A 14,343-nucleotide genomic window follows, 5' to 3' on the forward strand; every position below is an offset into this window, starting at 1 on the left:
GGCGGAGCTTTATGGAGGGGGAAGCTTGTAATCAGAGAATGATGGCGATCAGACCGCCGGAGCCTTCGTTGATGATCCGGCCCAGGGTTTCCTGGAGCTTGTAGCGGGCATTGTCCGGCATCATGGCCAGCTTGCCCTGGATGCCCTCCCGGACGATGGAATGGAGCGACCGGCCGAAGATATCGGATTCCCAAATCTTCAGCGGATTTTCTTCGAAATCCTGCATCAGATAACGGACCAGCTCCTCGCTTTGCTTTTCCGTCCCGATGATGGGGCAGAATTCCGACTCCACATCTACCCGGATCATATGTACCGAGGGGGCTGTGGCTTTCAGGCGTACACCGAACCGGGAGCCTTGGCGGATCAGCTCCGGCTCATCCAGCGCCATTTCGGCCAGAGTAGGCGGTGCAATGCCGTAGCCGGTGGTTTTGACCATTTCCAGTGCCTCTGCGAACTGGTCGTATTCCCGCTTGGCATGGGTAAAGTCCTGCATCAGCTGCAGCAGATGGTCCTTGCCGCGGATTTCCACACCGACTACTTCCTGGAGGATATGGTCATACAGCTCATCCGGGGCGAACAGATCGATCTCGGCTACACCCTGGCCCATGTTCATATCCGCCAAGGCGGCGCGTTCGATAAAGTCGTAGGCCCCGAATTGGCCTACCACACGGTCCACATCCCGCAGCCTGCGGATGTCCTGCACCGTGTCACGGACAGAGGATTCGAACTCCGTACGCAGCCAGTGCTTCTCATTTAACACCATCACCCAACTGGGCAGGTTCACGTTCACTTCATGCACGGGGAATTCGTAGAGCACCTCGCGCAGCACGGACAGCACGTCATCTTCACCCATGGTTGCGGCGGACAAGGCCATGACCGGTATATCATACTTGGCGGACAGCTCGGCACGCAGCTCTTGAGCCGGCTCGCTGTCAGGCTTCATCGTGTTGATGACCAGAATAAACGGCTTGCCGACTTCCTTCAGCTCGGCTACCACCCGCTCTTCCGCATCTACGTAAGAGGAACGCGGAATTTCGGCGATGCTGCCGTCTGTGGTAATGACTACACCGAGGGTGGAATGCTCTTGAATCACCTTGCGGGTGCCGATTTCGGCAGCCTCCTGGAAGGGAATCGGCTCATCGAACCAGGGGGTGGAGATCATCCGGGGACCGGCTTCATCCTCATAGCCTTTAGCCCCTTGTACGGCATAACCGACGCAATCCACCAGCCGGACATTCACGTTCAAGCCTTCACCAACCGAAATTTGAACCGCATTGTTGGGAACAAACTTAGGCTCGGTAGTCATGATGGTGCGGCCGGCGGCGCTTTGCGGAAGCTCATCCACCGCTCTCACCCGATCCGACTCGTTCTTGATGTTGGGAATAACCACCGACTCCATAAACCGTTTGATGAAGGTGGATTTCCCTGTCCGTACCGCTCCGACCACCCCGAGATAGATGTCTCCGCCGGTGCGTTCAGCAATGTCCTTAATGATATCGACTCGTTCCAACATGATCCCCTCCTGAATTCCTTCAAAATGTAGTACACCAAGCGCCGGAGCATCCCGCCGATCCGTTTCTCCTGCCCTTCCTGTACCCGAAAAAGATGACTGATGTGCACCGCATTGGAAGCCACACTCGTACCATCTTTTGGACTAGTAAAAATATATGTGTACAGCCCCGGAATATGACAGAGAATTCTATAGTAAAATTCCCGGGAGTGCCCACGGTCCAATTCGGCTTTCCGCAAGGTATGCGCAAAGCTTCCCCGATTTATGATATATGAGCGGTCAGCAGGGCTTATGCATGGCACGCCAATCTAAAAAAAAGCCTGAACGCAAAAAAAGCTGCCGCAGCAGCTCCATGCTTGTCCTTACCACAAATCCTCTTCCTCCTGCTGGCGTTTCAGCTGCGCTCTTATGGCCGCTTTAAGCGGGTCCTCCGGCAATTCTACCGTTACGGCCCCCGTCACCCTGGCTTGGCAGGCAAAGCGGTATCCTTGGGCCTCCAGAGCCCCCAGCTTGGCCTTCTCCGCTTGCTTCGGCTCCGTAAGCCCTTCCACCCCGCCGACGACCCGCACCTTGCACATCAGGCAGCTTAAACCGCCGCTGCACCTGGTTCGGACCGCCACCTTCGCCTGTCTCGCCGCCTCCAGCAGCGTCAATCCCGCACGGACGTTCACCCTCTTCCCATCCGGCAAAAACTCTACCTCCGGCATAAGGCATCTCCCCTTTCTATCTCTTTCAAATGATGCATGCTATCATCATACCATCCGAGGGAAAATCAGAAAATCCGATTACGCAAAAAGACCGCCCTGAGGCGGCCGGTAAAAGAAGAGCAAAATATTATTTTTTGCCGCCCATCATCATTTTCATGAGGGCTTCCATATTGTTGGGATTCAGATTGCTTCCCTTAACTGCCTTCACAATTTCACTCATCGTCTGCTCCGAAACCGGGACATTCACCATCGACGCCACCTGCTTTATCAGTTGACGCAGCTGCTCCTCGCTTTGCATAGTGCCGGGCTTCACATTGCTGGCGAGCTTATGAATATCCTTTTGGGTAACGGATTTGCCGGTTTTGCTCTTGACAGCCTTCAGCACATCCTTGGACATATCTTTGCCGGGCATCGGTATACCTCCCCTATTCCATTGGCGTTCATCGCCGGATAGGGTATTGTATGACAACGTCCCGGAATTGGTTTGGGCGGACGTAGGCTTATATGATCAGCCTAACCACTTGCCCGCGGCCTCCTGGGCGATCTCCTCAATCTCATGGGTGCGGACGCGGCCCATCAGATCCTCCACGCCCCGCTTGGGCTCCTTGCCCTCAAACAGCACCTGGTACAGCACCTGGGTGATGGGCATACGCACCTGATGGTGTTTGGACATTTCGTAGGCGGCGCGGGTAGTCTTGACCCCTTCCACCACCATGCCCATCTCCTCCAGCACCACAGCCAAAGGTTTGCCTTGGCCAAGCATATACCCGGCCCGCCAGTTGCGGCTGTGCCGGCTGGTGCAGGTTACGACCAGATCCCCGAAGCCGGATAGTCCCGCGAAGGTCAGCGGATTGGCCTCCAGAGCCACACCCAGGCGGGCGATCTCCGCCAGCCCCCGGGTCATGAGAGCCGCCTTGGCATTGTCGCCAAACTGCAGGCCGTCGCTCATCCCCGCTCCCAAGGCGATAATATTCTTCAGCGCACCGCTCACCTCCACCCCGACTACGTCAGGGTTGGTGTATACCCGGAAATACGGACTCATGAAGAGGTCCTGAGCCGCCTCTGCGGCTTCCAGCTGCTTGGCTGCCACCACAATCGTGGTGGGACACTTCACGATGACCTCCTCCGCATGGCTCGGCCCGGACAGGACCACGATCCGGTCCGGGTTCTGCTGCGGCAGCTCCTCGGCGATGACGGAGGTCATCCGCTTCAGAGAGTCGGCCTCGAAGCCCTTGGCGGCATGTATGACCAGCGTGTGGGGGGACAGGAAGGGCTGCATATTGCCCGCTACCTCACGCATCCCCGACGACGGGGCAGCCAGCACAACAGCCGCTGCGCCTCGTACCGCTTCCTCCAGGCTGAGGGTGGCATGGATGTTCCCGGAAAGGACCGCATCCTTCAAATAACGGCTATTGGTATGTAGGGCATTAATTTCATGAACTTGCTCGGGATGCCGGGTCCATAAGACAACCTCATGGCCATTGTCCGCCAGCACAGAGGCCAATGCGGTTCCCCAGCTGCCCGCTACAAGCACAGCGGTTTTTTTCACAGGCGACCTACCTCCCTTGTCACATTTGAGGGAATACACTTAGCATACCTTCTTCTTCGCTCCCAGCTTGTTTTCCTTCCCCTTGGCCAGCTTGACAATGTTGCTGCGGTGCCGGACGAAGGCGAACAGCGCCACCAGCAGACTGATCCAGAACAGCTCCATCGACCGGTCCAAAAGCAGGATAAAAACGGGAATGAATGCAGTAAACAAAAGCGATCCCAAAGAAACGTACCGGGTGATCACAATCGTAACAATAGCGATAATCCCTGCCAATAATGACGGCAAAAAAGCAAGCGACGCCATAACACCGATGGTGGAGGCAATTCCCTTGCCCCCTTTAAAGCCAAAAAACACCGGCCAGTTATGGCCGACAATTACCGCAACCCCACAGATGATCCGGGCCCAGATCATCTCCTGACCCAACCAAACCGGCAGCCACACGGCGGCAATCCCCTTCAGCACATCCAGGCTCAGCACCGCTATCGCCGGTCCTTTGCCCAACACGCGGAGGGTATTGGTCGCCCCCGCATTCCCGCTGCCGTGCTGGCGGATATCGATGCCCTTCAGCATCCGGCCCATCAGGTAGCTGAAGCTGATGGAGCCCAACAGATACGCAATAACCGCTGCAACCATCCACATAACCAACACTCCCCAAAAAGCCTTCCGTTAGGGGAAGGCTTGCTCTTCTATTACCTATTAATCCTCCGATTTGCGGCGGGTGAACAGCCGCAGTGGAGTTCCTTCGAAATCAAATGCTTCCCGGATTTTGTTCTCCAGATACCGCTCATAGGAGAAATGCATCAGCTCCGGATCATTGACGAATATCATGAATGTCGGCGGCTTCACCGCCACCTGGGTGGCATAGTTCAGCTTCAGACGGCGGCCCTTATCCGTCGGCGGGCTGTTCAGCGCCACCGCCTCGTTGATAAGGTCGTTCAGGACGTGAGTGACCACACGCATGGAGTGATTTTCGGCCACCTTATTCACCACCGGGTACAGCTTTTGCAGGCGCTGGCCGGTTTTGGCGGAGACGAATACAACAGGGGCGTAGGACATAAACAGGAAATGGTCCCGGATTTTGGTGGTGAATTGCTGCATGGTTTTATCGTCCTTCTCCACCACATCCCATTTATTCACCACAATAATGCTGGCTTTGCCCGCTTCATGGGCATACCCGGCAATATGCTTATCCTGTTCGATAATGCCTTCCTCGCCGTTGATGATCACTAGCACCACATCCGCCCGCTCGATGGCCTTCATAGCCCGCATCACACTGTATTTTTCAGTAGATTCATAGACCTTGCCCCGCTTGCGCATACCAGCCGTATCGATGAGCACATACTTCTGGCCGTCCTTCTCAAACGGGGTGTCAATGGCGTCCCGGGTGGTTCCCGCCACATCGCTGACGATAACCCGTTCCGAACCCAGCATAGCGTTCACCAGGGAGGACTTGCCCACATTGGGCCGGCCGATCAGCGCCACCTTGATGACGTCCTCGCCGTATTCATCCCCCGTATCCTCCGGAAAATGCTTGCTGGCCTCATCCAGAAGATCGCCAATGCCCAACCCATGCGCTCCGGAAATGCCTACCGGGTCCCCGAAGCCCAGGGTATAAAATTCATAGATATCGTCCTGCCGCTGGATATTATCCACCTTGTTTACCGCCAGGACAACCGGCTTGCCGGATTTGTACAGAATTTCGGAAATTTCCTCATCCGTTGCGGTAACGCCCGCTTTGGCGTCCACCATAAAAATAATGACATCGGCCTCTTCAATGGCCAGCTCCGCCTGAACGCGCACGGAACGGAGGATTTCATCCTCGCCGTCGATTTCGATGCCGCCGGTATCGATAATGTTAAATTCCTGCTCCAGCCATACTCCCTTGCCGTAAAGCCGGTCGCGGGTCACACCGGGCTTATCCTCCACAATGGCCAACCGGTCGCCAATGATCCGGTTAAAGATTGTGGATTTGCCCACGTTGGGTCTCCCCACAATCGCAATAATAGGTTTGGCCAATCCGTTCACTCCCTACATCATTACTATCTGTCTCGCAAAAGCTTCCAAAAACCTGCATGTCTCATGATAACAAAATAACCTCACAAAGGGAAGTCTTGCCTTCATCCGGAGGCGGGAGCAGCACAAGACTACCTTCCCTACCGTCCCTATGCTTTGTGGTCCACCACAATCAGCTGCCCGTTTCCCAGATCATGGACCGAGGCGTCCAGTATTTTCTCCAGACGGAACGCCAGCTTTTGCCGGTCTTCCTCCAACGCAGCAATAAAGACGGGAGCGCCGCCTCCGGCAACGGTGCTAGGGTCAGACGTGACAACCGCTACGATTTTCCCCATGGTTCCTTCCCCCTCTCCTGCTCAAAGCCGGTCTCCCGAATGGACATGGGCCTCCACCGGAAGCCGGACCGCACTCTCCAGAAGCGGCACCCGCTTGACCACAGACAGGGCCAGCCCCTGGTCAGGCTGGGGCGGAAGCAGCATTACCGCCAGACGCCCGTCATTCATGTCCAGCTTGGCCATTGGCAGCAGGGAGGGCTCGCCTGTGTCCCGGTAGACTCCCATTATCGTACAGGCGTCATGCAGCAGGGCTTGCCGCTGGCCGATGCTGGACAAGGTGATGCGGCTGTTCTTATCCTTGGGCTTCAGAATACAGCCGATGCCGTGTTCGCGGATCAGCCGCCTGGTTTCATCCAATCCCACATTCATGATATAGATATCCCCCACATAAAGATCAGGTCCGTCTATGCGTACCAGGGCTGCTTCCACATGGGCGATACTGGACAAGGATTTGCCGGTTTTATAATAATTGGAGATGAGAAGCGCCAGAATTCCGGCCGCGGCTCCCCAATACCAGCCGAACAGAATGCCGCACATGGAGGCCACCAGGGCCGTGAACATAACCATGTAATTGCGCCCCTCAAAAACCATGGCGATTCCTTCTATATAAGTGGCGCCCCGCGGTATCAGCTCCATACTGTCGATATTGGTCAGAGTCTGCCGCTCCATGTTCCGGACATCACGGAATTGCTGTGCAGCCAGCGTCAGAAAGGTGACGGCGGTATATTGCTTTTCCAGCAGCGACGGAACCGCAAGCGACCCCAGGGAGGCGGCGATTAGCCCCAACGCCAGATGGATGATCCGGCCATGGGGGTAGGTGGGATATTGCCTGTAATCCGTGCGGAGCATAGACAGTCTTGCCAATATGCCGAACACAATCCCTGTTACGATTCCGGCTGTATAGGGAGATTCGAAAAGCTCCATCACCATTCACATCCCTCCCGTCCCGTTATCGTTTGGTCCCCTGCCTCATGCCTTTTGACGCCAGCTTGCTCACAGCCTCCAGCAGAACCGACAGTCCTCTGGTCAAACAGAGCACAAGCCACCAGTGGTCCGCAAAAGCGGCGCCGCCGGCGAAGCTTGCGGAATACCGGTGAAACCAGACATACAGCGCCTCAGAGACAGTCAGACCTATAGACAGGGCAATCCATTGCCAAAGCGCCCCTCTGCCCAGGAGCAGCGTAATAACGGCAATGATAAGAGCACCATTCAGCCATGCATGTCCTTGGGGCGCCACTGCAGCCCATCCGCCCAGCTCCCGCAGCAAACAGTCGAAGGTGCCCAGGAGTAAGCCGCATACCCAAACATGGGCGCGGAGGAGCGGGGTTTTCAGTATGCCGGTCACCGCCGCTGCGCAGATCAGTAGATACGGGAGTGTAAATTGGACCTCCACCCCGCCCCATTCCACCTTAAACATAGCAGCGATCAGCCATCCCGTAAAAAAAGCAAGAAGGCCCGCAAGCGGGATTCCGGGAAGCAGGATATCCTTCCAGCCGCTGGCCAGAAGGATCATGGTCACACTGATTAAAACCAGGGACAAGTAGCCAGGATTCATATCCATCCCCCGATTACATAATCCCCCAAAAAGAAAATGAAGCTTTCAGGGGGAGCCCCACTCACGCTGTAAGTGTTTGGAACCCACCTCTAGTATGAGTTACCGGAAGAACTTTCATGCGAGTGCGGCTTGCCCCTGCTTCTTCTGGCCAAAGCCTCCGGTTCCAGTCCCCGGGCACGGCACCATTCCACCGTTTCCCCGAGAATCACGACCGGACAGTTCCACAGCTCCTGTACCGTTCCGGCCCCCAGAGCAGACATCACCAGAAGCGTCTCCTCCTTGATCTCCGTAATGCCCCGGATAAGACCCTCCAAACCCGATTGCTGCAGCAGCCGGAGGAACAAACCCGCCATTCCAGCCGCCGATGCGCCTAAAGCCAGAGATTTAACAACCTCCAAGCCGTTGCGGAGGCCTCCGCTGGCGATCATACCGCCATTGCCGTAAACAGGCGCGCATTCCAGCAGCGCAACCGCCGTACTGCATCCCCATTGATTGAGAGCCTGGAGGGGCCGGCTCCGGCGGGCATTCTCGATAGCGGCAAAACTCGTCCCGCCCGATCCGCCCACGTCAAGAGCTTGGATCCCTGCCGCCTTCAGGCGTGCTGCCGCTTCGCCAGCTATCCCAAAGCCAACCTCCTTGACGATAACCGGCACACCCGCAGCCTCTGCAATCCGGCTAATCCGCTCCACGGTTCCCTGGAAATCCCGCTCTCCCTCCGGCATGAGCAATTCCTGCATTACATTCAAATGAATCTGTAATGCATCGGCGGAAATCATGTCCACCGCCTCCAACGCTTGCTCCAGGGTGGCCTCTGCCCCCAAATTGGCTATCACAATACCGTCCGGGTTCATTTTGCGCACAACCTGGTAGCTGGCCCTCATGGATTTATCCTTGATAGCCGACATTTGGGACCCGACCGCCATGGCCAGGCCTGTTTCCCTGGCGGCAACAGCCAATTGGCCGTTAATGGCTTCCGTCTCCTGCGCTCCCCCAGTCATGGCATTAATAAGAATCGGCGAACTCAAATTGAGTTCGCCGATTCGTGTAGCCAATGAAACGGAAGAGAGAGAAATGTCCGGCAGGGCATTGGGAACAAGCCTCACGTCCGACAGTCCATTGCGGCCTTGGGGCCGGAGGGACAGGGCGTGATGAATATGCTCCATCTTGCGGGATATCCTCATCTTTTGACCCCGCTCCCGATTATTTTTTGAACTTGTTCAGCTTGTCTCCGAAACGCTCGCCCAATGTCAGGTTCAGGCTTTGGGAAGGCGGTGCAAATTCAGCATTGGAGGTATCCCGGCCAGAGCGGTGTCCGCGTTCGCCGCGTTCACGTTCCGGTCTTGGCTCTCTTACGGGAGCTTCCTGGGTGTCCTTGATGGACAAGGAAATACGCTTCTCGTCGGTATTGATGTCCAATACCTTCACTTGAACCTCTTGGCCTTCCTTCAGCACTTCATGAGGTGTGCCGATGTGGGAGTGGGAGATTTGGGAGATGTGCACCAGGCCTTCTACGCCGGGAGCCACTTCCACAAATGCGCCGAAGGTTACCAGACGCTTCACGGTGCCTTCAATGATGTCGCCCACGTTCACCTTGCCGGCAATGCTCTGCCAAGGTCCCGGTTGGGTAGCCTTGATGGACAGGGAAATGCGTTCGCTGGCAGGATCTACCTTCAGCACGTGTACGCGAACCTTGTCGCCTTCCTTCACCACTTCGGACGGCTGCTCAACATGGTGCCAAGCCATTTCGGAAATATGCACCAGGCCGTCGATGCCGCCGATGTCGATGAACGCGCCGAACGGAGTCAGACGCTGAACGGTACCGTCCAGTTCTTGTCCAACCTTGATCCCGCCGATGATTTCCTTCTTGCTGGCTTCGAACTCTTCATCCAGAACATCCTTCTGGGAGAGGATCACCTTGTTCTTCTCACGGTCGATTTCCTTCACGCGCAGGCGCAGGGAACGGCCCTTGTAATCGGAGAAATCTTCCACGAAATGGCGTTCCACCATGGAAGCGGGTACGAAACCGCGCAGGCCTACGTCTACAACCAGACCGCCCTTCACTACATCGGCAACCTTGGCTTCCAGGATCTCCTTGGATTCCAGCTTTTCCTGCAGCAAGTTCCATGCTTTTTCGCTGTCGATGGCGCGTTTGGACAATTGCAGTGTCTCCTTGGCGTCATTGATGTTAACAACCTTCAGCTCCACTTCGTCGCCTACTTGCACAGCGTCGGAAGCGTTGTCCAGCTGTACGGAGGACAGATCGCGGAGAGGGATGATGCCGTCATATTTATAGCCGATATCCACGATCGCCTGATCGGCTTCCACTTTCACGATCTTGCCCTTGACGATGTCGCCCTTCTTGACAGTCATCACTTGAGTCAGGTCCACTGTATTTTCTGTTGCAGGCACTTCCGCTTCAACTGCGGATGCTTCTGTCGCCCCGTTTTCTGTTTGATCCATCTTGATTTCTTCAGCCATTGTCTATTCCTCCTTGTTTAACAACCAAACCCCATATTTATGATGGGTGTAGTATAATTCCAAGATACCATTTCCATTCATTTCAATCAATTTGAAACCGCATTTTTCTTTGCCTGGGAGAGACTGCGGATGGCTTCCATGATCTTCTCGGTAGCCGCTTCCTGTTGTTCCGAGCTTCCTCCGTCAAATTCCGACAAATCCACAGGCTTGCCGTATGTAACGGTGGTGCGCCGGAACAGCTTGTAGCCCCCTTCAATCCAAGCGGGAACGACTGTCGCCCCCGAGCGGAGAGCAAGGCTGGCAGCTCCCTTCTTCCCCATGCCTCCGGCATTTTTGCGTGAGCCCTCGGGGAAGATAGCAAGCATATGGCCCTCCCGCAGATGGGAGATGGCCAGCTTGATGGATTCCTTGCTGACCCCGCCACGTTTCACGGGGAAAGCGCCCAGCTCCTTAATGATCCAGCCGAAGCCGGGAACCCGGAATAGCTCTGCCTTTGCCATAAAGTGAATCTGGCGCTCCAGATAACATCCGACAAAGGGCGGGTCAAAGTTGCTGGTATGGTTGCAGCACAAGATCACGGGACCCGCGGCAGGGACATTCTCGGCCCCTATTATCTCCGCGCGGAACAGCACCTTGAACATGCCCCGAAACATAAACCGTATGCTTCGATACAAAACCACCTTGTTACCTCCACTCCAATTTAGAAGCTGAACGAATGGCAAACGGCATTGGATGCTAGTTTCCCCGCAGCTCCTTGGTTCTGCACAGTTCGAGGACCGCGTTGACCACTTCGTCCAAGGACATTTCCGTGCTGTCCAGAAGCACCGCATCCTCGGCCTGCCGGAGTGGAGACACCTTGCGGCCGCGGTCCAGCTGATCCCGCCGTTCGATATCCCTTTCCAGGTCATCAAGCGAAATCTCGGATGCATTCATCTCCAGATACCGCCGCTCCGCCCGCTTGCGGGCGCTGGCCGTGAGGAAAACCTTCACCTCTGCGTCCGGCAGCACACTTGTCCCGATATCCCGGCCATCCATAACGACGCCCTTGGCGGCAGCCATGGATTTCTGCATGCTGACCAGCCTCTCCCGGACATCCGGAATCGCCGCTATATGCGAGACATGGAGATTAATTTCCTTGGAGCGGATACGCTCGGTAACATCCTGCCCGTCCACCAGCACAGTCTGGCCGGTCAAGCCGGGCAGCAGCTCTATACGGGTGGAAGCGGTCATATCGGCGATGGCGGACAAATCCTCCAGAGGTATGTCCTTGTGCAGGACCTTCCAGGTGATCGCCCGGTACATCGCTCCCGTATCCACATACACATATCCCAGCTCTTTGGCCACCATGCGGGCAACCGTGCTTTTCCCGGCTCCTGCCGGACCATCCAGCGCAACATTGAATTTCCCCAAAAGCCTCGGCCCCCCAGTAGCGAGGATAAACGCCCGGCGGCGGCCTAATGTCACCGCACGTTTACCCATAAATCGGGACGATCGCCCCAATAGAGCGCGCCCGAGATTTAAAGAAACGCAAAAAGCAGGCCGCGCCTGCGAACGTTGAAAATTATACCATAGAACCTCTTATTTATGCAAAAGCTGCTAAGGTTTTTTTCTCTCCTCCACGTTTCTTTCCTCCAAAACCGGAAAGGGAGTTCCTTCCAGCCTTTCCACCCGGAGAAGGGCATGACGAACTGCCGGTATCTGCAGAAGCAGCTGCGACACCAGCAGCAGAGCCGCCAGCACAAGGGCGATAGCAAGCAGTTTTTTTTCCACAGCTGCAGAGAAGGTCTTAAACATTTCCTCATAGGTCGGTTTTTTCATATCTGCCGCACCTCCGCCTAGAACGTGTTTGCAAACCCGCTCTAGCATGTACGACATGCATTATTGCCAACCCCCGCAACTATTATCCTAATTCTTCCGGATTTCCAGCTGGCGCTCGAAGCAGAACCGGATAATCTTCTGGCGGTCCTTATCGGAGATCTCCGAAAATTGCATCATCACCTGCTGCCGGCCCGATTCCAGCGCTTTGGTGCGGACAACCTCTCCTTTAAAGGGAATATGCTCCGGCTTCGCATTCCGTGAAATCAGGAGCAGCCAGCAGGATAGCGCATCCCCTATCTTGACGGGAATATTGCCCTCGCAGATAAAGGAGGCCCCGCCTCCGCCCACATCATCGGTGACACCCGTGAACCGAACCTGCTCCCCGAGGCTCGCCGCAATATCAAGCTCTGCAGGCACACGGAGAAAGCTCCGCCGCTGGACCTTGGTAATGGATTCCTCTGCAGGCTTCCTGATTAATACCGTACGGAACTCGTTATCCCGGATGCCCAGCACCGTGCTCATAAAAAAATTCTTCATGCCGCCTTCCGTCAGGAAATAAACCGACAGCTCATCCCCCTGGAACAGCCGCTTCAGCCGTCCGGTGCGTTCATTCATCGGCACTTCAATTTCCATATAATCCGCAGTTATGTCGGAAATTCTTGATTTGTACTCCTGCATGGATTCATCCTCGTCGATAGAGTTGATCTGGATGTGCAGGACCTGGTTGATTTTGGGGAGCATGAAGGGTTTGCCTCCTCGTCTATTCCTTGCCCGGTAGTCTACTAGGGAGTGTTTGCAATCACTCCCTAGGAATTATAACATTATTGCCGGACAAGACCAGTCCTATTTTTGTACGGGCTCCATCGTATGCAGAACAGCAAAAAACCTCCCCGCCGCAGAACGGCAGGGAAGCTGCTGACCACTACTTAATGCTTAAGCCTTACCGGCGACCGGACTTAAGCCCCTTCCTGCACTTCCTTAAACGCCTCCACCTTCTCCTCCAGTCCGGTTTCGGCGCTAATGTAGATCTTGTAGCTGGAGTCGTTCATTTTGCCGATAAACTCATAACACAGCACTTCATCGTCCAGGTCGTTCTTGATCCAGGCCTGGTTGACGGATTCCACCTTCAGGGAAGGATTCACGTCCTTCCGGGCCTCCTCCACGGAGATGGCCGGTTTGGGGAAGCTTCTGCTCTTGTGCTCGTAGATATAATCCCCCGCCTGGAGCCCTGTTACCTCCGCATTGTCCAGCGCCACCTTGACTACGACTTTTTCGGGGTAGACTACAATCTCCCCTTCCTTCCTGGCAAAGGTAAAGGAAGCCGTGTTGGAATATTCGTCGTAATTCACAGGAAGCATGGAGTCATAACCATGAGCGGACAAAAATTCGGCAGCGGCGTCCTGTGCACCCTTCAGGTCCACATTGCGCTCACCTACATTACGGGAGGACATGTAATAAATAATGTGCCCGCCTTTTTTGGAGACATCCAGCTGCATATCCTCCCCGGAGTAGGGGTTTTTGCCCTTTACGCTGAAGCTGCTGAATTCCGTTCCCGCTCCGTTCTCCGCAACCTCCAGTTCACTGGTCCCGTCCGGGAGCTGGAGGAACTGCGCCGCCTTCTGCTTGGCTTCCTCCGCATTGATTTCCATCCCCGGCAGCGAATTGTAGCTGCGCTTCTGGAAGGTGGACGCCATGGAAGGGCCCCAGTCCAGCTCCTCGTATTCGGACACCTTTTTGTCCACGGTCATGAAGCCGTCCACGATGGTATTGTCCATCTGCTTCTCCTGGGTGGCCAGGGCGGTCTCCACATCCATCCACCGGAGATTTTCCGAGAGCACCTTGCCCTGCACCTGCTGGAGCTCACCATTGATCTCGTTAGCATGGTCATAGAGGGTTTGCAGCGTCTTTTGCTCTTCCGGGGTCATGGGTTTTTTGGTCAAATCCCGGACAGCGGTCCGGTAGGTGAAATTGGCGATATTCGAAAGAAATTCCTCGGTTTTGTTAAAGGGCAGCAAGGTCAGCGGCAGCTGGTTAATTTCATTCTGCGCTTGGCTGGTAATGCGCCATACATTGGTCAGGCTTCTGCGGTAATAGTCGTTGGAGGTGGAATTGGCGGCCATGGTTTTGCCCAGCTCCGTCTGCAGCTGCTCTACATGGTAGGACAAGTCATGGAATGCGCGTTGGTACTGGTTCTCCGCCTTAATCAGCATGGTGTTCTTCTCCTGATTCTCCTGGTAGCCCCAGATGGCCGTCCCGATAAAGGCCAGGGTCATAATCGGGAACAAGATCATGCTCAATCGTCTGTACATGATGGCATCAGCTTCCCCTTTCGAAAAAATGGTTCGGTTGGTTGTAGGTTGCGTTCCGGGCAGCCAGAT

At 55.4% G+C, this 14,343-nt stretch carries 16 protein-coding genes; all 16 read right to left on the reverse strand.

Annotated elements, in window-relative coordinates; genetic code table 11:
* Nucleotides 1–31: 31 nt before the first annotated feature.
* On the reverse strand, nt 32–1,510 hold the full coding sequence (gene spoIVA / locus ACI1P1_RS01500; RefSeq protein WP_416214780.1) for a stage IV sporulation protein A: 1,479 nt from the start codon (nt 1,508–1,510) through the stop codon (nt 32–34).
* Nucleotides 1,511–1,872: 362 nt separating this feature from the next.
* Nucleotides 1,873–2,217, reverse strand: a complete 345-nt coding sequence (locus tag ACI1P1_RS01505; protein WP_416214579.1) for a 2Fe-2S iron-sulfur cluster-binding protein — start codon at nt 2,215–2,217, stop codon at nt 1,873–1,875.
* Between the two features lie 127 nt (nt 2,218–2,344).
* Nucleotides 2,345–2,629, reverse strand: coding sequence for a stage VI sporulation protein F (locus ACI1P1_RS01510; RefSeq protein WP_416214580.1), 285 nt, complete (start codon nt 2,627–2,629; stop codon nt 2,345–2,347).
* A 96-nt stretch (nt 2,630–2,725) separates the two neighbouring features.
* Nucleotides 2,726–3,766 carry an NAD(P)H-dependent glycerol-3-phosphate dehydrogenase gene (locus ACI1P1_RS01515; RefSeq protein WP_416214581.1) on the reverse strand — a complete coding sequence of 347 codons (1,041 nt, stop codon included), beginning with the start codon at nt 3,764–3,766 and terminating at the stop codon, nt 2,726–2,728.
* Between the two features lie 39 nt (nt 3,767–3,805).
* Entirely contained in the window at nt 3,806–4,411 is a 606-nt protein-coding gene (plsY, locus tag ACI1P1_RS01520; RefSeq protein ID WP_416214781.1) for a glycerol-3-phosphate 1-O-acyltransferase PlsY, read from the reverse strand.
* A gap of 51 nt (nt 4,412–4,462) precedes the next feature.
* Nucleotides 4,463–5,782, reverse strand: a complete 1,320-nt coding sequence (gene der / locus ACI1P1_RS01525) for a ribosome biogenesis GTPase Der (protein ID WP_416214582.1) — start codon at nt 5,780–5,782, stop codon at nt 4,463–4,465.
* Between the two features lie 146 nt (nt 5,783–5,928).
* A complete protein-coding gene (locus ACI1P1_RS01530; protein WP_416214583.1) occupies nt 5,929–6,114 on the reverse strand; it encodes a capping complex subunit for YIEGIA in 186 nt (61 codons plus the stop codon).
* 21 nt (nt 6,115–6,135) lie between these two features.
* Nucleotides 6,136–7,044, reverse strand: a complete 909-nt coding sequence (locus ACI1P1_RS01535) for a YIEGIA family protein (RefSeq protein WP_416214584.1) — start codon at nt 7,042–7,044, stop codon at nt 6,136–6,138.
* 19 nt (nt 7,045–7,063) lie between these two features.
* Entirely contained in the window at nt 7,064–7,669 is a 606-nt protein-coding gene (locus ACI1P1_RS01540; RefSeq protein ID WP_416214585.1) for a hypothetical protein, read from the reverse strand.
* 89 nt (nt 7,670–7,758) lie between these two features.
* Entirely contained in the window at nt 7,759–8,850 is a 1,092-nt protein-coding gene (fni, locus tag ACI1P1_RS01545; RefSeq protein WP_416214586.1) for a type 2 isopentenyl-diphosphate Delta-isomerase, read from the reverse strand.
* A 19-nt stretch (nt 8,851–8,869) separates the two neighbouring features.
* On the reverse strand, nt 8,870–10,147 hold the full coding sequence (rpsA, locus tag ACI1P1_RS01550) for a 30S ribosomal protein S1 (protein WP_416214587.1): 1,278 nt from the start codon (nt 10,145–10,147) through the stop codon (nt 8,870–8,872).
* Between the two features lie 86 nt (nt 10,148–10,233).
* The gene (locus tag ACI1P1_RS01555; RefSeq protein ID WP_416214782.1) at nt 10,234–10,788 is read right to left on the reverse strand and encodes a lysophospholipid acyltransferase family protein; all 555 of its coding nucleotides are present in this window, start codon (nt 10,786–10,788) and stop codon (nt 10,234–10,236) included.
* Nucleotides 10,789–10,882: 94 nt separating this feature from the next.
* Complete coding sequence (cmk, locus tag ACI1P1_RS01560; protein ID WP_416214588.1) at nt 10,883–11,557, reverse strand: (d)CMP kinase; 675 nt, start codon at nt 11,555–11,557, stop codon at nt 10,883–10,885.
* A gap of 186 nt (nt 11,558–11,743) precedes the next feature.
* Complete coding sequence (locus ACI1P1_RS01565) at nt 11,744–11,965, reverse strand: hypothetical protein (protein ID WP_416214589.1); 222 nt, start codon at nt 11,963–11,965, stop codon at nt 11,744–11,746.
* An 87-nt stretch (nt 11,966–12,052) separates the two neighbouring features.
* Nucleotides 12,053–12,706, reverse strand: coding sequence for a flagellar brake protein (locus tag ACI1P1_RS01570; RefSeq protein ID WP_416214590.1), 654 nt, complete (start codon nt 12,704–12,706; stop codon nt 12,053–12,055).
* Nucleotides 12,707–12,921: 215 nt separating this feature from the next.
* Nucleotides 12,922–14,274 (reverse strand): germination protein YpeB, encoded by a 1,353-nt coding sequence (gene ypeB / locus ACI1P1_RS01575; protein ID WP_416214591.1) that lies wholly within the window; start codon nt 14,272–14,274, stop codon nt 12,922–12,924.
* Between the last annotated feature and the right edge of the window lie 69 nt (nt 14,275–14,343).

Origin of the sequence: Paenibacillus mesotrionivorans, assembly GCF_046098205.1 — a bacterium.
GTDB classification, from domain to species: Bacteria; Bacillota; Bacilli; order Paenibacillales; family NBRC-103111; genus Paenibacillus_AR; species Paenibacillus_AR mesotrionivorans.

What these genes read in the sequence shown, in the direction of transcription:
- ACI1P1_RS01505 (WP_416214579.1), bottom strand. Translation starts at nt 2,217, where the DNA reads ATGCCGGAGGTAGAGTTTTTGCCGGATGGGAAGAGGGTGAACGTCCGT.
- ACI1P1_RS01510 (WP_416214580.1), bottom strand. Translation starts at nt 2,629, where the DNA reads ATGCCCGGCAAAGATATGTCCAAGGATGTGCTGAAGGCTGTCAAGAGC.
- ACI1P1_RS01530 (WP_416214583.1), bottom strand. Translation starts at nt 6,114, where the DNA reads ATGGGGAAAATCGTAGCGGTTGTCACGTCTGACCCTAGCACCGTTGCC.
- ACI1P1_RS01535 (WP_416214584.1), bottom strand. Translation starts at nt 7,044, where the DNA reads ATGGTGATGGAGCTTTTCGAATCTCCCTATACAGCCGGAATCGTAACA.
- ACI1P1_RS01540 (WP_416214585.1), bottom strand. Translation starts at nt 7,669, where the DNA reads ATGAATCCTGGCTACTTGTCCCTGGTTTTAATCAGTGTGACCATGATC.
- fni (WP_416214586.1), bottom strand. Translation starts at nt 8,850, where the DNA reads ATGAGGATATCCCGCAAGATGGAGCATATTCATCACGCCCTGTCCCTC.
- rpsA (WP_416214587.1), bottom strand. Translation starts at nt 10,147, where the DNA reads ATGGCTGAAGAAATCAAGATGGATCAAACAGAAAACGGGGCGACAGAA.
- ACI1P1_RS01555 (WP_416214782.1), bottom strand. Translation starts at nt 10,788, where the DNA reads ATGTTCAAGGTGCTGTTCCGCGCGGAGATAATAGGGGCCGAGAATGTC.
- ACI1P1_RS01565 (WP_416214589.1), bottom strand. Translation starts at nt 11,965, where the DNA reads ATGAAAAAACCGACCTATGAGGAAATGTTTAAGACCTTCTCTGCAGCT.
- ACI1P1_RS01570 (WP_416214590.1), bottom strand. Translation starts at nt 12,706, where the DNA reads ATGCTCCCCAAAATCAACCAGGTCCTGCACATCCAGATCAACTCTATC.
- ypeB (WP_416214591.1), bottom strand. Translation starts at nt 14,274, where the DNA reads ATGTACAGACGATTGAGCATGATCTTGTTCCCGATTATGACCCTGGCC.